21 protein-coding genes are annotated in these 22,834 nt (G+C 64.0%); 7 read left to right on the top strand and 14 right to left on the bottom strand.

Annotated features, from left to right (window positions below; translation table 11 throughout):
- Positions 1–36: 36 nt before the first annotated feature.
- Together BC443_RS05815 and BC443_RS05810 are read right to left on the bottom strand one after the other, a co-directional pair.
- A complete protein-coding gene (locus tag BC443_RS05815; RefSeq protein ID WP_083387238.1) occupies positions 37–1,422 on the bottom strand; it encodes a nucleobase:cation symporter-2 family protein in 1,386 nt (461 codons plus the stop codon).
- A gap of 106 nt (positions 1,423–1,528) precedes the next feature.
- A complete protein-coding gene (locus tag BC443_RS05810; RefSeq protein ID WP_083387237.1) occupies positions 1,529–1,975 on the bottom strand; it encodes a YkvA family protein in 447 nt (148 codons plus the stop codon).
- A 315-nt stretch (positions 1,976–2,290) separates the two neighbouring features.
- Here BC443_RS05810 and BC443_RS05805 point away from each other — a divergent pair, with 315 nt between their 5' ends.
- Positions 2,291–3,526 carry an MFS transporter gene (locus BC443_RS05805; RefSeq protein WP_139284244.1) on the top strand — a complete coding sequence of 412 codons (1,236 nt, stop codon included), beginning with the start codon at positions 2,291–2,293 and terminating at the stop codon, positions 3,524–3,526.
- A gap of 138 nt (positions 3,527–3,664) precedes the next feature.
- Positions 3,665–5,329 (top strand): phosphoglucomutase (alpha-D-glucose-1,6-bisphosphate-dependent), encoded by a 1,665-nt coding sequence (pgm, locus tag BC443_RS05800; protein ID WP_071230894.1) that lies wholly within the window; start codon positions 3,665–3,667, stop codon positions 5,327–5,329.
- A 98-nt stretch (positions 5,330–5,427) separates the two neighbouring features.
- Here the strand turns inward: pgm and BC443_RS05795 are convergent, their stop codons facing one another.
- Together BC443_RS05795 and stpA are read right to left on the bottom strand one after the other, a co-directional pair.
- Positions 5,428–6,876: an NAD-dependent succinate-semialdehyde dehydrogenase gene (locus tag BC443_RS05795; RefSeq protein WP_071230893.1), complete on the bottom strand. Its 1,449-nt coding sequence runs from the start codon at positions 6,874–6,876 to the stop codon at positions 5,428–5,430.
- A gap of 48 nt (positions 6,877–6,924) precedes the next feature.
- Positions 6,925–8,247 (bottom strand): glucosylglycerol 3-phosphatase, encoded by a 1,323-nt coding sequence (gene stpA / locus BC443_RS05790; RefSeq protein WP_071230892.1) that lies wholly within the window; start codon positions 8,245–8,247, stop codon positions 6,925–6,927.
- 252 nt (positions 8,248–8,499) lie between these two features.
- Between stpA and BC443_RS05785 the strand changes: the two genes are divergently transcribed.
- Together BC443_RS05785 and BC443_RS05780 are read left to right on the top strand one after the other, a co-directional pair.
- Entirely contained in the window at positions 8,500–8,988 is a 489-nt protein-coding gene (locus tag BC443_RS05785) for a pyridoxamine 5'-phosphate oxidase family protein (RefSeq protein ID WP_071230891.1), read from the top strand.
- Between the two features lie 113 nt (positions 8,989–9,101).
- Positions 9,102–10,139 carry a CNNM domain-containing protein gene (locus BC443_RS05780; protein ID WP_071230890.1) on the top strand — a complete coding sequence of 346 codons (1,038 nt, stop codon included), beginning with the start codon at positions 9,102–9,104 and terminating at the stop codon, positions 10,137–10,139.
- Between the two features lie 28 nt (positions 10,140–10,167).
- Here BC443_RS05780 and phnE (BC443_RS05775) read toward each other — a convergent pair whose 3' ends face one another.
- The 4 genes from phnE (BC443_RS05775) to phnD all read right to left on the bottom strand — a co-directional run bounded on the left by phnE (BC443_RS05775) (position 10,168) and on the right by phnD (position 13,666).
- Positions 10,168–10,980, bottom strand: a complete 813-nt coding sequence (gene phnE, locus BC443_RS05775) for a phosphonate ABC transporter, permease protein PhnE (protein ID WP_071230889.1) — start codon at positions 10,978–10,980, stop codon at positions 10,168–10,170.
- Positions 10,977–11,795 (bottom strand): phosphonate ABC transporter, permease protein PhnE, encoded by an 819-nt coding sequence (phnE, locus tag BC443_RS05770; RefSeq protein ID WP_071230888.1) that lies wholly within the window; start codon positions 11,793–11,795, stop codon positions 10,977–10,979. Before phnE (BC443_RS05770) ends, phnE (BC443_RS05775) begins: the two co-directional genes overlap by 4 nt.
- Positions 11,792–12,589 carry a phosphonate ABC transporter ATP-binding protein gene (phnC, locus tag BC443_RS05765; RefSeq protein ID WP_071230887.1) on the bottom strand — a complete coding sequence of 266 codons (798 nt, stop codon included), beginning with the start codon at positions 12,587–12,589 and terminating at the stop codon, positions 11,792–11,794. The genes phnE (BC443_RS05770) and phnC overlap by 4 nt, the downstream gene beginning before the upstream one ends.
- 66 nt (positions 12,590–12,655) lie before the next feature.
- Positions 12,656–13,666 carry a phosphate/phosphite/phosphonate ABC transporter substrate-binding protein gene (gene phnD / locus BC443_RS05760; protein ID WP_071230886.1) on the bottom strand — a complete coding sequence of 337 codons (1,011 nt, stop codon included), beginning with the start codon at positions 13,664–13,666 and terminating at the stop codon, positions 12,656–12,658.
- Here phnD and BC443_RS05755 point away from each other — a divergent pair.
- From BC443_RS05755 to BC443_RS05745, 3 genes are all read left to right on the top strand, one after another.
- Complete coding sequence (locus BC443_RS05755) at positions 13,665–14,000, top strand: hypothetical protein (protein ID WP_071230885.1); 336 nt, start codon at positions 13,665–13,667, stop codon at positions 13,998–14,000. The two genes, phnD and BC443_RS05755, sit on opposite strands and share 2 nt — an antisense overlap.
- 76 nt (positions 14,001–14,076) lie before the next feature.
- Positions 14,077–15,402 carry a methyl-accepting chemotaxis protein gene (locus tag BC443_RS19200; protein WP_071230884.1) on the top strand — a complete coding sequence of 442 codons (1,326 nt, stop codon included), beginning with the start codon at positions 14,077–14,079 and terminating at the stop codon, positions 15,400–15,402.
- A 161-nt stretch (positions 15,403–15,563) separates the two neighbouring features.
- The gene (locus BC443_RS05745) at positions 15,564–16,667 is read left to right on the top strand and encodes an NADH:flavin oxidoreductase/NADH oxidase (RefSeq protein WP_071230883.1); all 1,104 of its coding nucleotides are present in this window, start codon (positions 15,564–15,566) and stop codon (positions 16,665–16,667) included.
- A gap of 33 nt (positions 16,668–16,700) precedes the next feature.
- Here the strand turns inward: BC443_RS05745 and BC443_RS05740 are convergent, their stop codons facing one another.
- From BC443_RS05740 to BC443_RS05720, 6 genes are all read right to left on the bottom strand, one after another.
- Positions 16,701–18,623, bottom strand: a complete 1,923-nt coding sequence (locus tag BC443_RS05740) for a propionyl-CoA synthetase (RefSeq protein ID WP_071230882.1) — start codon at positions 18,621–18,623, stop codon at positions 16,701–16,703.
- 148 nt (positions 18,624–18,771) lie between these two features.
- Positions 18,772–19,467, bottom strand: coding sequence for an SDR family NAD(P)-dependent oxidoreductase (locus BC443_RS05735; protein WP_071230881.1), 696 nt, complete (start codon positions 19,465–19,467; stop codon positions 18,772–18,774).
- A gap of 67 nt (positions 19,468–19,534) precedes the next feature.
- A complete protein-coding gene (locus tag BC443_RS18770; RefSeq protein ID WP_170835847.1) occupies positions 19,535–19,708 on the bottom strand; it encodes a hypothetical protein in 174 nt (57 codons plus the stop codon).
- A 205-nt stretch (positions 19,709–19,913) separates the two neighbouring features.
- Positions 19,914–20,783: an aldo/keto reductase family oxidoreductase gene (locus tag BC443_RS05730; RefSeq protein ID WP_071230880.1), complete on the bottom strand. Its 870-nt coding sequence runs from the start codon at positions 20,781–20,783 to the stop codon at positions 19,914–19,916.
- 258 nt (positions 20,784–21,041) lie between these two features.
- Positions 21,042–21,884 (bottom strand): metal ABC transporter permease, encoded by an 843-nt coding sequence (locus tag BC443_RS05725; protein WP_071230879.1) that lies wholly within the window; start codon positions 21,882–21,884, stop codon positions 21,042–21,044.
- On the bottom strand, positions 21,881–22,831 hold the full coding sequence (locus BC443_RS05720; RefSeq protein ID WP_083387265.1) for a metal ABC transporter permease: 951 nt from the start codon (positions 22,829–22,831) through the stop codon (positions 21,881–21,883). The genes BC443_RS05725 and BC443_RS05720 overlap by 4 nt, the downstream gene beginning before the upstream one ends.
- Between the last annotated feature and the right edge of the window lie 3 nt (positions 22,832–22,834).

Below are 22,834 nucleotides of genomic sequence, written 5' to 3'. Positions count from 1 at the left end.
TCCTTGTCCCCGATCGAATCCGTTGGTCATGGGCGCTCAGAATGCCGGATCATCCGCCTTTGCCGATTCGTCAGCGGCCTTTGGCAGGATCAGGTTGAGCACGATCGATACCAGCGCGCCGGGGATCAAGCCGGATTCCAGCAATACGCCGATCTGATCGGGCGCGCCCGCGTAGAGCCCGCTCTGGGCCGGCAAGCCGATGGCGACGGCCAGCGAGACGCCGACGATCAGCATGTTGCGCTTGTTGAACGCGGCATGGGAAAGCATCTTCACCCCCGCGCTGGCGATCATCCCGAACATGATGATCACTGCGCCGCCCAGCACCGCGGCGGGAATCGCCGAAACCACCGCGCCGAGCTTGGGAATCAGCCCCGCCAGCACCAGGAAGCCGCCGCCAATGGCGACCACGAAACGGCTGGCGACACCGGTCAGGGCAACCAGCCCGACGTTCTGGCTGAAGCTGATCTGCGGGAAGGCACCGAACAGTGCCGCGAAACTGCTGGAAAGACCGTCGGCCATCACGCCACCGGACAGCTCTCGCGGCGTGGCCTCGCGCTCGGCGCCGCCAATCGCCGTACCGGAAATGTCGCCGATCGACTCGGCGCAGGTCACTACCGCCATCAGCGTGATCGCCAGAATCGCCGCCGGATCGAAACTCAGCCCGATCTCGAAGGGGACCGGCAACTGGAACCAGCTGGCATCGGCGACCTTGGAAAAGTCGAGCAGGCCGAGCGGCGCGGCTACCGCACAGCCGACGAGGATGCCGATCAGCACGGCGGCCTCGGAGAGAAATCCGCGACAGAACTGATGAAACGCCACGGTGACGATGAAGACCAGCGCGGCCAGCAACAGATGATGCGGTGCCCCGAAGTCCTCGGCACCGACGCCGCCGCCGACATAGGCGAAGCCCACCGGCAACAGCAGGATGCCGATCAGCAGCACGAAGGTGCCCGAAACCACGGGCGGGAAGAACACGCTCAAACGCTTGTAGAAGACGCCCACCACTGCCATTGCCAACCCGCCGATCAGTGCGCCGCCGAAGACCGCCGGCAGCCCTTGGCTGGCAGCGATCGGAATCATCACCGGCACGAAGCCGAAGCTGGTGCCCATGACGATCGGCAGACGCGCGCCCAGCGGCCCGATCCCCAGCGTCTGGACCAGGGTGGCGATCCCCGCCACGAACATCGCCATCTGTACCAGGAAGACGGTATCCGCCCCTGAAAGGCCCGCCGCGCCAGCGATGATCAGCGGCACGGCGGCATTGCTGACGAACATCGCCAGCACATGTTGTATACCAAGTGGAACCGCCTTTCGGAGCGGTGGGAAGTAGTCGATATCGCGTAGCCGACTATCGTTTTCGTTGACGTGAAGGCGGCATTCTTCCTTGGAATGACGGCTTGCCGCGGTGGTGTCCTGATTCATCGAATACTCCAGAGTCCGTTGTTGTTGTCTACCTTTGTCGAACTACTCTAGAGCGTTTTTGTGTACAAAAAAACCGGTAAAGCGAAAGGCTTGGGCGACGCCGGCTTCAGTTCCCGTTGTCCTCCGGCCACCAGCGTGCCAGCGCGGACTCCGCCTGGCGCTTGATGTCCTCGTCGATATAGATCGATACGGCCACCAGCGCGGCGGCCAGTACGCTGGCGTCATCGGTATAGCCGACACCGGCGACGAAGTCGGGGATCGCATCCAGCGGCGAGATGAAATAGCCCAGCGCCCCGATGATCGTCGACTTCGCCCAGAGCGGAACATCGGGTCGCTTGAGCACGAAATAGAGCTGGAGCGCCTTCAGCGCCACCGCGCGCCCGGCGCGCTTGCCGAAGCGGGTCAGCTTGCGCCAGAAGCGCTCATCGCTGTAGCTGTCCTGGTGCTTGGCGGGTGCTTCGGAACCGGACGGTAATTCGACCGCCACGTCAGCGGGCAGATAAATGGTGTCGTCGTGCTCGATACGGCGGGAGTAGCGAGAGAAAATCTTCATGATCGGGCTCCGTCATTGCGGGCGGTATCCCAGTCTAGGCAGAGGATCGGCCGGCGCCCAGTCTCTTCGAGTGCCGTCTCTTCGAGTGCCGGCCGGCACGGGCGGAAGCCTCGAGGGCGATCCTCGGCCCAGACCCATGAGCCAGTCGCGCCAGAGTCTGGCGGCGACAGCGAGCGGCGGAAGCGTTCGACGAATGCCGAGCTGCATTTTCGGACTTTTGGTCAAACATGCCGGAGCTTTAGTGATAGAGGGTCTTGCGATACTACTTTAGTCTAGGCGCCATCCCAAGTCTTGATCGGAAATCTCGAAATGACGATGCAAGAACCTCGACACTCGACTCAGACGGTGCCAGAGCCCTCGCGCTGGATCGCCGTATTCTCGCTGACGATGGGCGTGTTCAGCCTGGTGATGGCGGAATTTTTGCCGGCCAGCCTGCTGACGCCGATGGCGGAGTCGCTCGCGATCAGCGAAGGGCAGGCCGGGCAGGCCGGGCAGGCCGTTACCGTAACGGCGATCGTGGCACTGCTTTCAGGATTGCTGGTGACGGCAGTGACCCAGCGGCTCGATCGCCGACATGTGCTGCTGGCGTTCTCCGTACTGATGATCGCCGCCAACCTGACGGTGGCGTTCGCGCCGCATCTGGCCTGGCTACTGCTCGGGCGGGTATTGCTCGGCGTGGCATTGGGTGGGTTCTGGGCGCTCTCGACCGCGACGGTCATGCGGCTGGTGGCCGAGCATGACGTGCCGCGCGCGCTGTCCGTGATCTTCACCGGCGTGCCCATCGCCACCATCAGCGCCGCGGCACTGGGCAGCTATCTCGGCGATGTGATCGGCTGGCGCAACGTTTTCCTGCTGGCGACGGCGCTCTCGGTGGCGACGCTGGTACTGCAGTATGTCACCTTGCCGCGGATGACGCCCGAGCGCCCGACACCGCTCGGTACCCTGGTCAGCGTTCTCAAGCGGCCGGGCATGGGCGCGGGCATCGTCGCCATCGTGCTGGTGTTCTGCGGTCACTTCGCTTTCTTCACCTACGTACGTCCGTTCCTCGAAGGCGTCTCGGGGATGGGGATCAACCAACTCTCCTCGACGCTGCTGGCCTTCGGCGTGGCGAACTTCGTCGGCACACTGGCTGCGGGATTTTTGCTCGAGCGCAGCCTGCGGCTGACGCTGCTGCTGATGCCGCTGGTCATGGGCGTGCTGGGCTGGATGCTGGCGACCCTGGGCGGTTTCTCGATGGGTACCGACGCCATCATGGTAGCGGTATGGGGCTTCGCCTTCGGCGCGGTGCCGGTCGCCTGGTCGACCTGGATCACCCGTGTCGTCCCGGACGAAGCCGAAAGCGGCGGCGGCCTCATCGTGGCCTCGATCCAGCTGGCGATCGCGCTGGGCGCTGCCGTCGGCGGCGTCATGTTCGATATCAGCGGGGTCCTGGGCGTCTGTGCGACGGCCGGCACACTGCTGCTGGCCGCTGCGGCGCTGATCCTGGTGGCGGTCAGGACGCGGCCGGAGGCGTCGGTCGATCGCGACGCCATAGCGGCAACCTGTCAGTAAAACGTGAAAGCATCGGCAGCCCGGCCGGCGGTGCCGGGGTATCGGTCGGGAGGATGGGCGAGCTCATCTTGCTTGTCGGGCAGAGATGATGGTCTGCTATAAGGAATCCGCCCCAAGGACCATCGAAAGGAACCGACGATGAGTATCGATCCCCAAGCAGGACGCTTGCCCGATGAACACAGTCTCGCCAATCTGCCGCGTCTGGTGTCGCGCTATTACAGCGAACGCCCGGACGCCAGCGATCCCGGCCAGCAGGTCGCCTTCGGCACTTCGGGCCATCGCGGCTCGTCGCTGAAGACGAGCTTCAACGAGTGGCACATCCTGGCGACGACCCAGGCGATCTGCGAGTACCGCGAGGCCCAGGGGATCGATGGGCCGTTGTTCATCGGCATGGATACGCATGCGCTGTCCGAGCCGGCATTCGTCTCCGCGCTGGAAGTGCTGGCGGCCAACGACGTCGAGACGCGGATCGACGCCGGCTGCGAGGAGACCGGCGGTGAGGTCGGTTACACGCCGACGCCGGCAATCTCCAACGCCATTCTGGTCTACAACCAGGGGCGCACCAGCGGTCTGGCTGACGGCATCGTGATCACGCCGTCGCATAACCCGCCGGTGGATGGCGGCTTCAAGTACAACCCCACCAACGGCGGCCCCGCCGACACCAATGTCACCAAGTGGATTCAGGAGCGCGCCAACGAGCTACTCGCCGGCGGGCTCGAGGGCATTCGCCGCGTCAGCTACGCCGAAGCGCTGAAGGCGCCGACCACCCAGCGCTTCGATTTCATCGACAGCTATGTCAGCGGATTGGACAAGGTCATCGACATGGCCGCGATTCGCGATTCCGGACTCAAGTTCGGCGTCGATCCGCTGGGCGGCGCCGGGGTGCACTACTGGCCGCGTATCGCCAAGCGCTACGATCTGCCGCTGGAAGTGATCTCCACCACCGTCGACCCGACCTTCCGCTTCATGCGCGTCGACTGGGACGGCAAGATCCGCATGGACTGCTCGTCGCCTCACGCCATGGCAGGGCTGATCGAGAACAAGGATCGCTTCGACGTCTCGTTTGCCTGCGACACCGACCATGATCGCCACGGCATCGTCGCGCGCTCGACCGGGCTTCTGAATCCCAACCACTACCTGGCCGTCGCCATCGAGTATCTCTTCACTCATCGTCCGGACTGGGGCGACAAGGCCGCCATCGGCAAGACGCTGGTGTCGTCGTCGATGATCGATTACGTCGCCGAAGGCCTGGGCCGGGACGTGGTCGAGGTGCCGGTGGGCTTCAAGTGGTTCGTCGATGGCCTGATCGAGGGCACTCTCGGCTTCGGCGGCGAGGAATCCGCCGGCGCCTCGTTCCTGACGCGGGACGGCAAGCCCTGGTCCACCGACAAGGACGGCATCATCCTCGGCCTGCTGGCCGCCGAGATCACCGCCGTGACCGGCAAGGATCCGGGCGAGCGCTATCAGGCGCTCACCGAGCGCTTCGGGGCGCCGGTCTACGAGCGCGTGGACGCGCCGGCCAACCGCGAGCAGAAGGCCAAGCTCGGCAAGCTCTCGCCGGAACAGGTCACCGCCGATACGCTCGCCGGCCATCCGATTACCCGCAAGCTGACCGAAGCGCCTGGCAACGGCGCCGCCATCGGTGGTTTGAAAGTAGTCACCGACGCCGGCTGGTTCGCCGCGCGCCCCTCCGGCACCGAGGACGTCTACAAGATCTACGCCGAAAGCTTCGAGGGCGAGGAGCATCTCAAGCGGATTCAGGAAGAGGCCAAGGCGCTGGTCGACCAGGTACTGGCGGGCTAGATCCGGCGACGAGACGACCCTGCAGGAAAAACAAGAGCGGGCTGCGCATGCAGCCCGCTCTTTTTTGCGTTTAAACCCTACCCATCACGTCATGCCAATCACCCCATATGGGTGACCAGCTTGGTGGTGAGATAGGCTTCCAGCGCTTCGCTGCCGCCTTCGGAACCGTAGCCGGAATCCTTGATGCCACCGAAAGGAAGTTCAGGCAGCGCGATGCCCAGATGGTTGATGGTCAGCATGCCCGCCTCCAGCCGGTCGCTGAGCGCCTGGGCGGTCTTCGACGAGGCGGTGAAAGCGTAGGCGGCCAGCCCGAATGGCAGGCGGTTGGCCTCGGCCAGTGCCTCTTCCAGATCGTCGAACGGAACCAGCAGTGCCAGCGGGCCGAACGGTTCTTCGTTCATGGCACGCATCTGCGGCGTCAGCCCGGTCAGTACCGTCGGTTCGAAGAAATAACCGGGGCCGTCGGAGCCCTTGCCGCCGAGCTGGACGGTCGCGCCCTGGCTGCGGGCATCGTCGATCAGGGCTTCCAGTGCCGGACGACGGCGCTCGTTGGCCAGCGGCCCCATGGTCACGTCGGGGTCGAGTCCGTTGCCGACCTTGATCTCGCGGGCCAGAGCGACGAAGCGTTCGAGGAAAGTTTCGAACACGCCGCGTTGAATCAGGAAGCGGGTCGGCGAGACGCAGACCTGACCGGCATTGCGGAATTTCGAACCGACCAGAAGCCGTGCGGCCTGTTCGACATCGGCATCGTCGAAGACCAGCGCCGGCGCATGGCCGCCCAGCTCCATGGTCGCGAGCTTCATGTGCTCGCCGGCCATGGCGGCCAGTTGTTTGCCGACCGGGGTGGAGCCGGTGAAGGTGACCTTGCGGATCGTCGGATGAGGAATCAGGTAGCTGGAAATTTCCGACGGTACGCCGTAGACCAGACCGATGACGCCGGCCGGTACGCCGGCATCGGCGAAGGCGCGAATCAGCTCGGCGGGAGAGGCGGGGGTCTCTTCCGGCGCCTTGACGATGATCGAACAGCCGGTGGCGAGCGCCGAGGAGAGCTTGCGAACCACCTGGTTGATCGGGAAGTTCCACGGCGTGAAGGCCGCGACCGGGCCGACCGGCTGGCGGACGATACGCTGCTCGACGCCGGCTGCCCGGGCCGGCACGATGCGCCCGTAGGTTCGGCGGCCTTCCTCCGCCAGCCAGTCGATGGTATCGGCGGCGGCCAGGGTTTCACCGCGTGCCTCGGCCAGCGGCTTGCCCTGTTCCTGGGTCATCAGCCGTGCGATGCCATCGGCGCGTTCGCGCAGCAGCTCGGCCGCCTTGCGCATGATCTTGTAGCGCTCGAACGCGGAAGTGGCGCGCCAGGTCTGGAAGCCGCGTTCGGCGGCGGCCAGGGCAGCGTCGAGATCGCTGGTGGCGGCATGCGCGACCCGGCCGATCACCTCGCCGGTAGCGGGATTGATCACATCGATCTGGCGACCATCCTGGCCTTCGCGCCATTCGCCGTCGATATAGAGTCTTACGTCGGAGTAGGATTGTGTTTCGAGGGACATGCGATGCTCCTTGTGGATGTGTTGTTTGTCGGTGCCATGTGTCGCCGTTCAGCCATCATAACCGCTTGGCGCCGGCTGCGGAGCCGTGCTTGCCCAGCGTGCGGTCAGCGTACAAAAGAAGTCGATGTACTGGCTGTGGCCGTGGGGAAAGATTACGTCCAGCGTCAGCGGATCGTCGGCATCGCTGATCCCTTCCAGTGCCGGCCAGACATCGATATCCGGATTCTCGGCATGGCGTGACAGCCGCTCGATATCCACCCCGGCGCGCCGCACCTCGCCGCCGCTGCTGTCGACGTAGAGCACCCGGTTGCCGCTGTCGAATGCATCCCCCAGCTGCTGGACCAGAGTCAGGAAGCCGCGATCGCTGCCGCCGCGCTGGCGCTCGGCCTGCGGGTCGTCCGGCTGGATGAACGAGGTCACGGTATCCCCGACGCCGACGATACGCGGCATCAACGCGGGATCGAAATGCTCGCGAGCCAGCTGCAGCAGTGCGGCGTGGTCACGAGGCGCTTCCCGGGCGTTGAAGGCCTCGCCCAGCGGGTAGTGACCGGTATGGCGATGGTAGTAGCGGTTGAGGATGACCAGCACGCCGACTTCCTTGACGGCGCCACGCAGCATCAGCTGGAAGTCGGTGGTGCCGGCGTTGCCGCCATTGCTGCCATCGTCGACGCTCTCCCGCAGGCGCTCGTTGCCTTGCGCGTCCCGCCCGGCATTGGGGGCGTAGTGGATGAAAAAGGCGTCGTCGAGGCCGGCCTGGCCGGCGGCTTCCAGGCGTTCGCGCATGAAATCGGCAGCGGCGATCTGCAGCGCTCGATAGCGCGCGGGAGCGTCCCGCCAATGGCGGTAGAAGACGTTGAGGTTGAGTGTCGGCGACGCCAGGTTGTCGAGCACCGCAGCGGCGATCAGGTCGCGCCGCACGTCGGCCGGCAAGCCGTAAGGCGGCCGGGACAGCAGCGCATCGAGAAAAGCCTCGGCCTGAGCGGGGAACGCCTCGAGGAACGCCAGTTCGGCATCGGTGACGCCGGGATGACTGACGCTGCCGAAGCGATCCTGCCACTGCACCCCGCCGGCCGCCAGGCCCGGCAGATAGCGACCCTGTTCGCCGGCTCGGTCGGGCGTCTCGAACAGCGCCTCGACGATGCCGTTCACCCCGCGCGAGCCGATATGCTCGCCGTTGGTCAACACGAAGAAGTGGCCGTCGAGCTGGCGCGCGGCATCGAGATAACGGCGTTCCAGGCGCCGGGTCAACGGGTCGCCGACCAGCCCCATGCAGACGCCGTCCAGATCCTGGATGATCAGCAGGTTGTCGGTAGCCGCCAGTTCGTCCAGCAGGCGGGCGTGATCGAGCGAAAAGGGGCGAGTCGGGGGCATGGTCAACGTCTTGTTCGGCGGCGCATGGCAATGACGCGGAAATCGCGGTTCGCCACCAGTATAACGTCAGGCTTCGAGACGAATAGCCGCGGTTTGCCCGACCGGAAAGCCGCGACTAGGCTGCTAGGAGTCGTCGTGATCGCAAGACGCATAGGCGATCCAGAAAGCGGCGATCCAGAAAGCGCAACACGCTCACGTCCGGATGGCGTGATGAGAGAGCCCGGTCAGGGCAACCTTGGCAAGGAGGCAACGATGTCCAGTCCCGAACACAAGCAGAAGATCTGGAAGCTGATCGAGAAGATCAAGGTCGGCATGTTGGTGACCCTCGACGATGGCGTGCCGCGTTCCCGCCCCATGCATCTGGTGCAGGATGCCTACGACGGCAAGCTCTGGTTCTATACGCGACGCAGTGCGGAGAAGACGTTCGAGGCGCAGGCCGATCAGGATGTCTGTATTTCCTTTTCGGACCAGGATGACGGCATTTATGTCTCGATGTCAGGTACGGCACGCCTCAATCACGATCCCGAGCTGATCGAGAAATACTGGAACCCGTTCGTGGCAGCCTGGTTTACCGGCGGCAAGGAGGATCCGGATCTCACCATGATGGAGATCGACGTCCATTTCGGCGAACACTGGCAGTCGCGGGAGAGCAAGACGTTCCAGCTCTACGAATTCGCCAAGGCCAACGTGAAGAAAGACCACCAGCCCAATATTGGCGAGAACGAGAAGTTCGGTCACTGAAGCTGGCCGCCGCCAGCATCGATCGGCGCTGGCGGCTTTATGCATTCCAGATCATTGACAGTAACGCGCCAAGTCAGGATAAAGAGTCCTCATTAGTCACATAGCGACCCCCCATGTTTCTGCTGACGGCATTCGTCGTTCTCTCGATCGGTTTCTCCTTTGTCTGTTCGGTGCTGGAAGCCGCGCTGCTCTCGCTGACGCCAAGCTATATCGCGCAGCTCAAGGACTCCCGTCCCAAACTCCACGACAAGCTCAACAAGCTCAAGTCCAATATCGACCGCCCGCTGGCGGCGATTCTGACGCTCAACACCATCGCGCATACCGTCGGTGCCACCGGTGTCGGTGCGCAGGTATCGATCGTCTTTGGTGACGCCCACGTGGCGATCGCTTCGGCGCTGATGACGTTCGGCATCCTGGTGTTCTCGGAGATCATTCCCAAGACCATTGGCGCGACCTATTGGCGAGCGCTGGCGCCGTTGCTGCCGCGCATCCTGAACATCATGGTACGCACGCTGCTGCCGTTCATCTGGCTCTCCGAGATGATCACCAACCGTATCGCCAAGAACGAGAACGATGTCGACATGCGCGGCGAGATCAAGGCGCTGGCGCGTATCGGACTCGACGAGCAGGCGCTGGACCCGGACGAAACACGCACTATTACCAACATTCTCAACCTGCACGAGATCCCGGTGAAGAGCGTGATGACGCCGCGGACGGTGTGCGAGACGGTAACGCCGGACATGACCGTGGCCGAGTTCGATCAGCGTTACGGCAAGACCCAGTTCACGCGCTTTCCGGTCATGGATGGCGCCGAGGATGCGCTGGGTTACGTGCATAAGGCGGATACCTACCACGCCGAGGACGGAGAGACGCTGAAATCGGTGATGCATCCGGTGGCTATCGTCGACGAAGCCGATAGCGTCGAACACGTCTTCACCGCGATGCTCAAGGACCACAACCATCTGCGCGTGGTCTACGACGACCACGGCAACTGGGTGGGCCTGATCACTATGGAAGACGTGATCGAGACGATCCTGGGGCAGGATATCGTCGACGAGACCGACAACGTGCATAACCTGCGCAAGTACGCCAAGCAGCGCTGGCTGAAGCGGATCAAGCGCGGCGAATCCGCCCAGCCGCCGCCGGGCTGATGTTGATGATCGATAGCCCGGCGCGCGATCAGATGACCTTCTTGCGTAGCCAGGCCGCCAAGGCCTCGCCCAGGATGACCAGCACGATGATCGCCAGCAGGATGGTGGCGACGGTCTGCCAGGCCAGGGTGTCGATGGCGCCCTGGAGAATCACGCCGATGCCGCCGGCGCCGACCAGACCTAGCACGGTCGACTCGCGCAGGTTGATGTCCCAGCGCAGGATGCCGACCGCGAAAAACGTCGGCATGACCTGCGGCACGATGGCGTAGAGCACTACCTTGGCCCGCGACGCGCCGGTCGCTTCCAGCGCCTCTACCGGGCGACGGTCGATCTCCTCGATCGCCTCGCCCAGCAGCTTGCCGAGAAAGCCGATCGACCGGAACATGATCGCGATGATCCCGGCCAGCACGCCGGGGCCGAAGATCGCCACGAACAGCAGCGCCCAGATCAGCGTGTTGACCGACCGGCTCGAGACCAGAATGAAACGGCCCAGCCACAGCGTGAAACGGTTGGGCGTCGTGTTCTGGGCCGCGATGTAGGCGATCGGCAGCGACATGAACACGGCGACGAAGGTGGCGATCGTGGCGATGTTGAGCGTCTCGACCAGCGCCCAAAGAATGGCATGCAGGTTGCTCACGTCCGGCGGCACCATGCGGCCGAACAGGTCGCCGACCTGGGCGGGAGCATCCCACACCCAAGGCCAGATGATATCGATGCTCTCCACTGCCCAGACTACGGCGGCAACCACCGCCAACAGCGTGACGAAGCGCTTCCAGCGTTGTTGCGGGGTATAGCGCGCCCAGGTGCGTTCGGCAACGGTCGGGGTCGTTCGCATGGTCATCCGATGTTCCTCCTGATCCGACCGCTGACCGCTTCACTGACCAGAATCACGCCGATGATCACCATCGTGATCGCCAGCGCAAAGTCGTAATCGTAGCGGCCGAAGGCATTCATCAGCGTGGAGCCGATACCACCGGCGCCGACGATGCCGACCACTGCCGAGGCGCGCAGATTGCTGTCGAGCTGATAGATGCCGAGGCCGATCTGGCGCGGCATGATCTGCGGCAGCACGGCGAACTGCAGCACGCTGATATAGGGTGTGCCGCTGGCGCGCAGCGCTTCCACCTGCCCCCAGTCGATCTCCTCGATGCGCTCCGCCAGCATCTTGGCGACGAAGCCGATCGAGTAGAGCGTCAGGGTCAGAATGCCGGCCACCGGGCCGAAGCCGACCGCCTTGACGAACAGGATCGCCACGATCACCGGGTGAAAGCTGCGTGCCACGATGATGATCGCCCGGCCCAGCAGATAGATCGGCTTGGCGGCGATGTTGCGCGCCGCCATGAACGCGATGGGCACGCTCAGCGCGAGGCCCAGCAGCGTCGCCAGAATGGCGATCTGCAAGCTTTCGAGAAAGCCGTCGATCAACAGCTCGTAACGGTCGAAGTTGGGCGGGAAGGCACCGGAAAAAATCCGCGCGGCACGGGTCATGCCCTGGCTGATGCGATCGAGATCGAATGGCAGGATCGAGATCGCCCATACGGCATAGATCGCGACACCGATGACCAGCCCCCAGCGCAGCAGCGGGTTGGCGATGAACGGCGGCTTGCGCCAGTGTCGGCGCGATGACGGGGCTCCCCGTTCGGCGCTCGTGCTCATGACGTGACCGCCCGAGTCTGCGCCGGGCCAGCGTCGGCTTGCTGGCGCTCCTCGCCCGGCGTGCCGCTGTAGACGGCATCCATCGCTTCCTGATCCAGATCGGCCGGGACGCCGTCGAAGATCAGCTTGCCGAAGCGCATGCCGACGATACGCTGGGTGTACTCCCGCGCCTCGGCTACGTTATGGATATTGATCAGCACCGGTAGCGACAGCTCCTGGGACAGGTTCTGCAGAAGCTCCATGATCTGGCGCGAGCTGACCGGGTCCAGCGATGCGGTGGGTTCGTCGGCCAGCAGAATTTCCGGTTGCTGCATCAGCGCACGCACCACACCGACACGCTGGCGTTCGCCGCCGGAAAGCGCGTCGGCGCGCTTGTTGGCGTAATGTGCGATGCCGACGCGCTCCATCAGGTGATAGGCGCGTTCGATATCCTCCGCCGGATACTTGCGCAGCGCCGCGCGCCAGTAGGGAATGTAGCCCAGGCGCCCGCACTGGACGTTCTCCATCACCGTCAGCCGGTCCACCAGATTGAAGCCCTGGAAGATCATCCCGATCCTCCGACGTGCCTTGCGCAGCTCTTCCCGTCCGAGATGCGTGAGTTCCAGGCCGTTGAGCTCGATGCTGCCTTCCGTAGGCTCCACCAGCCGGTTGATGCAGCGCAGCAGGGTGCTCTTGCCCGCCCCGGAAGCCCCGATGATCGACACTACCGATTCGCCGGGAACGTCGAGATCGAGCCCGCGCAGCACCGGTTCGCCATGGCCGTACCGTTTGACCAGATTCTGAATGCGCAGCATGGAAGATCCTCTTCTGACGGCGCCATCGCCTTTCATGGCGGGCGGCGCCGTCTGGCGTTGGCAGGCTTATTCGACGTTTTCCTGGGAGTAGACGACGCCGTTGGCATCCTGGATGTCGCGGATCACTTCCCAATCTTCCTGATAGGTGACCGGCACGAACTTGGTCACGCCGTCGAATTCCTCGCCCAGCTCGGTCCCTTTCATGTCGAAGCTGAAGAAGGCCTTCTTGATCTTGTCGATCAGTTCGGGCTTGAGATTGTGGGCATAGGTGTAGGAGGTGGTGGGGAAGCGCTTGGATTCGAACACGATCTTGACCTCTTCCGGGTCGTAGAGCCCGCGCTCGGCCATGCGATCGACCACTTCGGAGGCGACCGGCGCGGCGTCGTAGTCACCCGCGACCACGCCCAGCATCGATTGGTCGTGGGAGCCCGAGTAGACCACTTCGTAATCCTCGTCCGGGGTGATGCCCTGCTTGGGGAACAGCGCGCGAGGCGCCAGATTGCCGGAGTTGGAAGTGGGCGAAGTGTGGGCCACGCGCTTGCCCTTGAGATCGCTCAGCTCGTCGATGCCGCTGTCCTTACGAGTGTAGACCTGCAGGGTGTAGCCGAATTCGCCGTCGTCGCTGCCCATGATCGCGAAAGGCACGGCACCGGCCAGATTGACCGCGAACGGCGTCGGCCCGGTGGAGAAGCCGGCGACCTGAATGCGGCCGCTGCGCATCGCCTCTATTTCTGCCGCATTGGATTGCACGGCATAGAAACGCACGTCCTTGCCGGTCACGTCGCGCAGATGCTCGATGAACGGTTCCCAGATATCGGCATAGATTGCCGGATCCTCGACCGGGGTGTAGGCGAAGACCAGCGGATCGGGGTCGAGATATTGGGATTCGTCGGTCGGTGCGTCGGCGACCAGATCGCCATTGGCGTCGCAGTACATCGGCGCCAGATCGCCGCGCTGTGGGCATTCTTCGGCGGCCTGGGCCGTGAAGGCAAGGCCGCAGCCGAGCGTCAGCGTGGTCAAGAGCGAGAGGGGCAGGCGTAGCGAGCGAGACTGGGATCGTTTGAGGCGTCGTAGCATGGCGAAATCTCCTGAGACGGAGGTTGTTATAAGCGACACCGACCGCGCGATTTTGTATGTCTCGTTAGGCCGCGTTCAGTGTCATGGTTTTGTCACAGTGTGGGCAAAATCTGCCAAAAAGCGCATTCGACTTTCGCTAATAACGGCATTGATGTTCGTTTCCGAGCAAAGAACGGCAAGGATGTTGTTTTTTTCCAAATATATATTGCTCGCTTGCGCTGATTTTCATACCAGCCTGCCCGGCGTTGGCCTGCTGATTCATGCGCCTCTCCGGTCGATGCCTAAAATCTCGGTCGATGCGGTCGATAGTAGTGGCAACGTACTCAGGATTTAGGCATTTCATGCGCGTACTCACCGAACCGCCAATGGCTCGCAAAGCGCTCGACGAACCGTAAAAAGGAACGCAGGACATGCCCCTATTTCGTTCGCCGCACCACCATGAAGCCGTGCTCGATGCGATTCATCGCGCCATGGCGGTCATCGAGTTCTCCCTCGACGGCACCATCCTTTCCGCCAACACCAATTTTCTCGACATCACCGGCTTCCATGCCGATGACTTGATCGGCCAGCACCATCGCCGACTCTGCGATCCCGAGCTGATCGCGAGCCGGGAGTACGCGGCCTTCTGGGAGCGACTGCGTCAGGGCGAGTTCATCGCCGGGCGCTTCAAGCGCAGAACCTGCGATGGCCGCGCGCTGTGGCTGGAGGCCTCCTACAATCCGGTCATCGATCGCTATGGCAAGGTCATCCGGGTGGTCAAGACGGCGATCGACATTACCGCGCGGGTACGTGACGAGCAGGACATGCACAGCCGGCTCAGCGCCATCGACCGGTCCATGGCGGTCATCGAGTTCACCCCGGACGGGTACATCCTCAACGCCAACGCCAATTTGTTGAGCACGGTGGGCTACGCGCTCGATGAAATCCAGGGGAAGCATCATCGAATCTTCTGTGAGCGCGACTATGCCGCCAGCCAGGCGTACCGCGACTTCTGGACCCACCTGAACGCCGGCGAATTCATGTCGGGACAGTTCAAGCGACTCGACAAGCAAGGCCGGACGCTGTGGCTCGAAGCGAGCTACAACCCGGTCTTCGATGCAGAGGGGCGGCTCTACAAGGTGGTCAAGTTCGCCACCAATATCACCGACCGCGTGACACGTGAAAACGAAAGCACCCGGATGGCCTATCGCATCTCGTCGAATACGGAAACTTCCGCCAACGACGGCTCTCGCATCATCAACGAGACCATCACTGAAATTCGTCGTATCGCCAGTCAGGTCGCGACCACGTCGCAGCAGCTCGATACCCTGGCGCAGCGCTCGACCGACATCAATGCGGTGATCGAAACCATTCGCGAGATCGCCGAGCAGACCAACCTGCTGGCACTCAACGCCGCCATCGAAGCGGCCCGCGCCGGTGAACATGGTCGTGGTTTCGCGGTGGTGTCCCACGAAGTACGCCAGCTGTCGATACGCACCTCGCAAGCCACCCGCGACATTGCCGCCACCATCGCCAGCCTGCGCAACCTCACCCAGGAGGTGAGCGGCGGCATGCAGGCCTGTCTAGGCAGCGTGGAAAACGGCGTTCGCATGGCGGGTGAGGCGGGCAATGCCATCGACAGGATTCGCGCCGGAGCCAACGACGTCGTCAGTGCCATCGCCCACGTTGCCTCGACGCTGCACGACCTCGAAGCCTCCAAAGGTCCGGCGTCCGCGCCGACCACCGCGCGCGCCTGAGATATCCGCTCACTGCCGTTTCGCACCGGCCTGTAGGAGCAAATGGTTGGCCCCGCTCGAATCGGCGGGTATTGCTCGCGGCTGCCGGTCGGGGATAGGCATTGCCAAACAATTATTAGCCAGCTACATTTTTGCCATCATTCATCCCAGGAAGCGCATTCATGGCATCCCCCAAGCTTTTCACGCCGCTCACGCTCGGCGAGCTGGAACTTCCCAATCGCATCGTCATCTCGCCAATGTGCCAGTACTCCGCCGATACGCATGGCAACATGACCAGCTGGCATACCATCCACCTCGGCAACCTGGCGCTCTCCGGCGCCGGGCTGTTGATCATCGAGGCCTCGGCGGTCGCGCCGGAAGGGCGGATCACGCCGGGCGACGTGGGTCTCTATTCGGACGACAACGAGCAGGCGATGGCGCGCATGCTCGAGTCCGTGCGCGCCCATTCGCCGATGCCGATCGGTATCCAGCTCGGCCATGCCGGCCGCAAGGCCTCCTGCCAGGCGCCGTGGGAAGGCGGGGCGCAACTGGGGCTCGACGAGGGCGGTTGGGAAACGGTGGCGCCGTCCGCCGTGCCCTATTCGGAAGGCCAGCGTCCGCCGCAGGCGATGAGCCTCGATGATATCGAACGGCTCAAGGCGGATTTCGTCGCCGCGGCCAGGCGCGCCGGCCGTCTCGGCTTCGAACTGATCGAGCTGCACGCGGCTCACGGTTACCTGTTGCACGAGTTCCTGTCGCCGATCTCCAACCAGCGAGACGACGAATACGGCGGCAGCCTGGAAAACCGCATGCGGTTGATTCTCGAGATCTTCGATGCCGTTCGCGAGGTATTTCCGAGCGAGAAGCCGGTGGGCATTCGCATCTCGGGCAGCGACTGGGTCGAAGGCGGCTGGGATCTGGAGCAGAGCGTCGCGCTGGCGCGAGCGCTTGATGCCCGCGGCTGCAGCTTCATCGACTGCTCCGGCGGCGGCCTCGATCCGCGCCAGGCGCTCGACGTCGGTCCCAACTATCAGGTGCCGTTCGCGCGCCGCATGAAGCAGGAAGTCGCCATGCCGGTGATCGCGGTCGGCCTGATCACCGAGCCGGAGCAGGCCGAAGGCATCGTCTTCAGCGGCGAGGCGGACGCCGTCGCCCTGGCACGCGGCATTCTCTTCGATCCGCGCTGGCCGTGGCACGCCGCCGCCAGGCTCGGCGCCAGCGTGCACGCGCCGAAGCAGTACCTGCGCAGCCAGCCGCATACGCTGAAGAACCTGTTCGACGCCTGAGCGTCATTCACGGGCGCATCACTCGCGGGAGTATCATTGGCGGGGAGGCGAAGCGGCAGCGGCGTCGTCATCAGATGGCCTGAGCGCTTCGATCGCTTGCCTCGCGTCCTCCAGGCTGGTCGGATCGTCGATGGTCGAGGGCGTATCGAACGCCTCGCCATCGGCGATATGGCGCAACGCCTTGCGCAGGATCTTGCCCGAGCGGGTCTTGGGCAGGCGCTCGACCACCAACACCTGCTTGAAGCAGGCCACCGGGCCGATACGTTCTCGCACCAGTGCGACCAGCTCTTGCTCCAGCGTCGTCGTGTCGCCTTCGAAATCCGCCCTGGGAATGACCATTCCCAGCGGCAGTTGCCCCTTCAATGGATCCTGGGTGCCGATCACCGCGCACTCCGCCACCGCCGGATGCGAGCCGAGAACCTCTTCCATTTCCCCGGTAGAGAGCCGATGTCCGGCGACGTTGATCACATCGTCGGTACGTCCCATCACGAACAGATAGCCATCCTCGTCGAAGTAACCGCTGTCTCCGCTGAGGTAGTAGCCGGGGTGCGCCTTCATGTACGCCTGCGCCATGCGTTCGGGATCGCCCCAGATGCCGCTCAGACAGCCCGGCGGCAGAGGGTGCTTGATCACGACGCTGCCGTGGGTAAGGGCGGGAACCTCTTCGCCCCGGCGATCGAGAATGCGCACGTCATAGCCCGGCACCGGCATGGTGGCCGAACCCGCCTTGGTCGGCATCGGCGTGAGTCCGAGCGGATTGGCGGCGATCGGCCAGCCGGTTTCGGTCTGCCACCAGTGATCGATCACCGGCACTTGGAGGTGCGACTTCAGCCAGTGATAGGTCGGTGGATCGAGACGTTCGCCAGCGAGAAACAGCGATCGCAGACTGGTGATGTCGTACTCCGCCAGCAGCCGCGCATCGGGATCTTCCTTTCTCACCGCGCGGAAGGCGGTGGGCGCGGTAAAGAAGCTCTTCACGTTGTATTCCGAGATCAGCCGCCAGAAGGCGCCGGCATCGGGCGTGCGTACCGGCTTGCCTTCGTAGACGACGCTGCTGCAGCCAGCGAGCAGCGGAGCGTAGACGATGTAGGAGTGCCCCACGACCCAGCCCACGTCCGAAGCGGAGAAGAACACCTCGCCCGGCGCCATCGCGTAGATCGCTTCCATCGAGTAATGCAGCGCCACGGCATAGCCGCCGGTATCGCGTACCACGCCCTTGGGTTTGCCCGTGGTGCCGGAGGTATAGAGGATATAGAGCGGATCGGTGGCCGCGACTGCCACACAGTCCACCGGCCTGGCCGATGCCATCGACTCCTCCCAGTCGTGGTCACCGGGGCCGAGCTCGGCGCGCACGGCGTCACGCTGCAGATAGAGGCAGCCTGACGGTGCATGGGCGCTGTGGCGGAGTGCGTCCGCCACGATCGGCTGATAAGGCACCACACGATCCACTTCGACACCGCAGGAAGCGCTGATCACCAGCTTGGGTCGCGCGTCGTCGATGCGCAGGGCCAGCTCGCGCGAGGAGAAACCCCCGAACACGACCGAATGGATGGCGCCGAGCCGGGCGCAGGCATACATCGCGATCAGTGCCTCCGGCACCATCGGCATGTAGATCACCACCCGGTCGCCTTGGGTCACGCCAAGTTTTTGCAACGCACCGGCGCACAGCGCGACCTGGTCGCGCATCTCGCGGTAGGTCAGTTGCCGTTTGCCACGCGTCACCGGCGAGTCCCAGTAGATCGCGACCTGATCGCCTCGCCCCTGATCGACATGATGATCGAGGGCGGCATGGCAAAGGTTGAGCTCTCCGTCGGCGAACCAGCGGGCATGTCCTCCGTCGCCGGTGGTGAGTGCCTGGGTCGGAGGCCGGAACCAGGGGATACGCGCCGCCTGATGCATCCAGAAGGCGTTGGGGTCATCGAGCGAGCGGCGATAGTCGTCTTGATAGCGGTTCATGCAAACCCCCGGAGGCAGTGATCGTTCCTCCACCACGGGGAGGCGTCAATGACACTCTAGGGCCGAAGCGAAGCTTTCAGACTTCAACCATCGGCTAATTTCGACGAATGGATGCGTAACGAGGCTCTCCGGCGGAGGAAGATTCTGCTCACACCGTGTCCTCGATCCGCCAGTTGACCGGCACTTCGGCAATGCTGGCCGACGGCGGCAGTTCCAGCAGCAGGCGAACGATGCGTGCGACGTCCTCGGGCTGAGTGACCTCCTCGGCGTCGACATCGGCACCCGCCGCCATGTCGGTGGCGACGAAGCCGGGGCAGATCGCGGTGGCGCGCACGCGGGTCTCGGCACTACAGTGGCGCAGGCCGTGAACGAACGCCTGCGCCGCGAACTTGCTCATGGCGTAAAGCCCCGACCCCGGCGAGCGCACCCGCTTGCCCGAGAGCGACACGATCGACACCACCTTGCCCTGCCGGGCGTCGACCAGATGCGGCCAGGCCTGCTGGGTCAGCAGCATGGGCGCCTTGGCGTTGACCGCCATGACCCGGTCGAATTCGTCGCCGTCCGCTTCCAGCACCGAAGCGCGGCTGAGCACGCCGGCGTTGTTGACCAGTGCATCGATACCGCCGAACACGCGTACCGTCTCCTCGACCCAGGATCGGGCGCTCTGCGAATCCAGCGCATCGTAGTGGCAGACCAGCCAGTCATTGCGCTCCGGGCGTTCGGCGGGCTCGGTCCGACAACCGAGGCTGACGCGCCAGCCGGCGGCGTGAAGAGTCTCGGCGATGGCGGCACCGATGCCGCGATTGGCACCGCTGACCATGACCACGGGGGCGTCGTTGGACATCTCTGGTTCCTCGAGTGGAGACGGAAGGTGGCGGGCCGAGTGACAGGCCGCCGACTTCCCGGTCAGCCTAGCGGGGCGTTGCCCATCCCGCGAGCGAAGCCGCCAGCGCGTCGCTCAGTCTGTCCACGTGTTCCCGGGCGAATACCAGCGGTGGGCGGATCTTGAGCACGTTGCCGTAGGGGCCGGTGGCGCTGATCAGCACACGGCGCTCGCGCAGCAGGGTGGCGGGGCTTCCGCTCATTCTGACGGAGTCGGAATGGCGCGAAGGGCAACTGGTCCGAGCCCTCGAACCGGTCCGGGATATTCCCGTCGAGATTCACACGACCCGCGCCAGGACTTCGCTGCCGGCTTTTGCCGAGGCGTTCTGGCAGCGCCTGACGACGTTGTCTTCGACCGTCACGCTGCGTTCGAGCTTCCCTGAGCCGGATGCTCCGACGCCGGCCCCGTTACTCGCCTCCGATCCGTTCCAGCAACGCCATCTGCGCAGCGGGAATCTCCAGCGTCGCCGCCTCGATGTTCTCGCGCAGATGCTCGGGCGATGAGGTGCCGGGGATCAACAGGATATTGGGCGAGCGCTTGAGCAGCCACGCCAGCGCCACCTGCATCGGGGTCGCGTCGAGGGTCTGCGCCACCTCGGACAGTGTTTCCGACTGCAGGGGCGTGAACCCGCCCAGCGGGAAGAACGGCACGTAGGGAATGCCCTCCGCGGCCAATTGATCGATCAACGCATCATCGGCGCGATTGGCTAGGTTGTATTGATTCTGCACGCAGACGATGGGCACGATCTTCTGGCCATCGGCGACCTGCGTGGCGGTGACATTGCTCAGCCCGATGTGCTTGATCAGACCTCGTTCCCTGAGTTCGGCGAGCGTCGTCAGCGGCGCCTCCAGCGAGCCTTCCGCCGGCCCGTGGACGTCCAGCATGCTGCGCAGGTTGACAACTTCCATCTGTTCCAGCCCCAGATTGCGGAGGTTGTCTTCTACCGCCCGGGTCAGCTCGGCTGGCGAGAGCGCGGGCAGCCAGGCGCCGGTCTCGTCGCGTCGGGCGCTGACCTTGGTGACGATGCAGAGTTCGTCGGGATAGGGATACAGCGCCTGCTTGATGAGCTGGTTGGTAACGTGCGGACCGTAGAAATCCGAGGTATCGATATGGTCGATGCCGGCGGCGAGCACGTCCTTGAGCACCTGAATGGCGCGTGCTGGATCCTTGGGCGGACCGAACACGCCGGGGCCGGCGAGCTGCATCGCGCCGTAGCCCAGGCGCTTGACCCGACGATCGCCGAGGGCATATGTACCGGCCTTGTCGATGAGAGACATGGTTCACTCCTGTATCGAATAACGAATGGTGGACACTCTTGTGAGTCCCGCATGGTAGGCCTGCCGATGCTGTGCGACTATGCCGATCGATCCAGACAGGCCGCCCGGCTGCCCCAAAATCGAAAAAGTGGAACAGGCGCTGGATGCGATCGACGAGTTTCGAGGCCTTGCCGGCTGTCATGATCGGTCTGTCACCTGGCAGGCGCTGGGCTACTTTCTGCCGCTGTTCGCACTGGATACGGTTAGGGCCGAAATGCCTTACCCCGCGTCCGCTTCTCTTCTCGCCGTACGCCGGTTGGAAACGACGAAGGCAATGCCGAAGACGATCGAGAACAGCAGCACGATGGTCGGAGCCGGCGCGCTGTCGATGAAGAACGAGAGATAGACGCCGAGAAAGGCGATGACTGCGGACAGCGTCACCGAGAGCAGCAGCATGGTGGCGAAGCGTCGGGCCAGCAGGAAGGCGATGGCGCCGGGCGCGATCAGTAGCGCGATGGCGAGGATGATCCCGGCGGCTTTCAGGGCGCCGACGATGGTCAGCGAGATCAGGCAGAGCAGGCCGTAGTGCAGTGCCCGGGTTCGCAGGCCCACCGCCCGGGCCTGGGTCGGGTCGAAGGCGTGGAGCAGGAAGTCCTTCCATTTCAGGCCGATGACGCCGACGGTGACCAGGGCGATCAGCGCCGATTCCAGAATGTCGCGCCAGCCGACCCCGAGGATGTCGCCGAACAGAATGTGGTCGAGATGCACCGTCGTCTGGATCTTGACGTAGAGCACCAGGCCGGCGCCGAACATGCCGGCGTAGACGATGCCCATCACCGTGTCCTGCTTGATCCGGCTGTTCTCCTCGAGGAAGCCGGTCGCGACGGCGCAGAACATGCCGGCGACGAAGGCGCCGATGGCGTAGGGAATGCCGACGAGATAGGCAATCACCACGCCCGGGAAGACGGCATGGGAGATGGCATCCCCCATCAGCGACCAGCCCTTGAGCACCAAAAAGCAGGAGAGCAGGGCCATCGGCACGGTGACCAGCACGGCGATGATCATGGCGTTGATCATGAAACCGAACTGGAACGGCATCAGCAGCGTATCGAGCCAGCTCATGGACGCGGCTCCTCGTCGGGTTCTTGCGATTCTGATAGAGGCGCTGACGATAGCGGTTGGCGTGCTGGCTCACGAGCCAGCGACGCCGCGGCACGACGTCTTGCCGCCAGCATCCCGTGCTTGGGCGCGAACACGAACGCCATGAGGAAGATCGTCGTCTGCAGCACCACGATGATGCCGCCGGTGGCGCCGTCGAGGAAGTAACTGGCGTAGGCGCCGACGAAGCTGGTCAGCGTGCCGATCGCCACCGCGATGATCAGCAGCCGCGGGAAGCGGTCACTCAGCAGGTAGGCCGTGGCCCCCGGGGTGATGACCATGCAGATCACCAGAAACGCGCCCACCGTCTGCAGTGCCGCGACGGTCGATGCCGCCAGCAGGGTGAAGAACAGGATCTTGAGCGCGGTGGGATTGAGCCCGATCGAGCGGGCGTGGCTCTCGTCGAAGAACGTCACCATCAGATCCTTCCACTTGGCCAGCAGGATGACCAGCGACACCACGCCGATCGCCACCAGCTGCAGCGTGTCGGCGGGCGTGATTGCCAGGATGTTGCCGAGCACGATGGTCTGGATGTTCACCGAGGTCGGCGACAGCGACACCATGAACAGCCCCAGGCCGAAGAACGAGCTGAAGATCAGCCCGATGATGACGTCCTCTTTCAGCTTGCTGCGCTGATTGAGAAACAGCATCGCCGCCGAGGCGAGCCCGCCGGCAAGGAAGGCGCCGAGAGAAAACGGCAGCCCCAGCATGTAGGCACCGGCGACACCGGGCACGATCGAATGCGATAGCGCATCGCCGATCAGCGACCAGCCCTTGAGCATCAGGTAGCAGGAGAGAAACGCGCAGACGCCGCCGACCAGCGCCGACACCCACATGGCGTTGCGCATGTAGCCATAGCCGAAGGGTTCGACTAGCTGGCCGAGCGGCTCCAGCAGCAGGTCGGCTGACATGAG

The organism is Salinicola sp. MIT1003 (assembly GCF_001858555.1).
In the GTDB taxonomy this organism is placed as follows: Bacteria; Pseudomonadota; Gammaproteobacteria; order Pseudomonadales; family Halomonadaceae; genus Salinicola; species Salinicola salarius.
The sequence above is the reverse complement of the archived record's forward strand: the minus strand, read 5'-3'. Positions and strand labels throughout refer to the sequence as shown.

Coding starts and splice junctions, on each gene's coding strand:
- BC443_RS19200 (WP_071230884.1), top strand. CDS start 14,077: ATGCCCCTATTTCGTTCGCCGCACCACCATGAAGCCGTGCTCGATGCG.
- BC443_RS05810 (WP_083387237.1), bottom strand. CDS start 1,975: ATGAAGATTTTCTCTCGCTACTCCCGCCGTATCGAGCACGACGACACC.
- BC443_RS05725 (WP_071230879.1), bottom strand. CDS start 21,884: ATGAGCTGGCTCGATACGCTGCTGATGCCGTTCCAGTTCGGTTTCATG.
- BC443_RS05745 (WP_071230883.1), top strand. CDS start 15,564: ATGGCATCCCCCAAGCTTTTCACGCCGCTCACGCTCGGCGAGCTGGAA.
- phnE (WP_071230889.1), bottom strand. CDS start 10,980: ATGACCATGCGAACGACCCCGACCGTTGCCGAACGCACCTGGGCGCGC.
- BC443_RS05740 (WP_071230882.1), bottom strand. CDS start 18,623: ATGAACCGCTATCAAGACGACTATCGCCGCTCGCTCGATGACCCCAAC.
- BC443_RS05805 (WP_139284244.1), top strand. CDS start 2,291: ATGCAAGAACCTCGACACTCGACTCAGACGGTGCCAGAGCCCTCGCGC.
- phnE (WP_071230888.1), bottom strand. CDS start 11,795: ATGAGCACGAGCGCCGAACGGGGAGCCCCGTCATCGCGCCGACACTGG.
- BC443_RS05815 (WP_083387238.1), bottom strand. CDS start 1,422: ATGAATCAGGACACCACCGCGGCAAGCCGTCATTCCAAGGAAGAATGC.
- BC443_RS05730 (WP_071230880.1), bottom strand. CDS start 20,783: ATGTCTCTCATCGACAAGGCCGGTACATATGCCCTCGGCGATCGTCGG.
- BC443_RS05735 (WP_071230881.1), bottom strand. CDS start 19,467: ATGTCCAACGACGCCCCCGTGGTCATGGTCAGCGGTGCCAATCGCGGC.
- stpA (WP_071230892.1), bottom strand. CDS start 8,247: ATGCCCCCGACTCGCCCCTTTTCGCTCGATCACGCCCGCCTGCTGGAC.
- BC443_RS05780 (WP_071230890.1), top strand. CDS start 9,102: ATGTTTCTGCTGACGGCATTCGTCGTTCTCTCGATCGGTTTCTCCTTT.
- BC443_RS05785 (WP_071230891.1), top strand. CDS start 8,500: ATGTCCAGTCCCGAACACAAGCAGAAGATCTGGAAGCTGATCGAGAAG.
- phnC (WP_071230887.1), bottom strand. CDS start 12,589: ATGCTGCGCATTCAGAATCTGGTCAAACGGTACGGCCATGGCGAACCG.
- BC443_RS05720 (WP_083387265.1), bottom strand. CDS start 22,831: ATGTCAGCCGACCTGCTGCTGGAGCCGCTCGGCCAGCTAGTCGAACCC.
- pgm (WP_071230894.1), top strand. CDS start 3,665: ATGAGTATCGATCCCCAAGCAGGACGCTTGCCCGATGAACACAGTCTC.
- BC443_RS05795 (WP_071230893.1), bottom strand. CDS start 6,876: ATGTCCCTCGAAACACAATCCTACTCCGACGTAAGACTCTATATCGAC.
- BC443_RS18770 (WP_170835847.1), bottom strand. CDS start 19,708: ATGAGCGGAAGCCCCGCCACCCTGCTGCGCGAGCGCCGTGTGCTGATC.
- BC443_RS05755 (WP_071230885.1), top strand. CDS start 13,665: ATGGCGAAATCTCCTGAGACGGAGGTTGTTATAAGCGACACCGACCGC.
- phnD (WP_071230886.1), bottom strand. CDS start 13,666: ATGCTACGACGCCTCAAACGATCCCAGTCTCGCTCGCTACGCCTGCCC.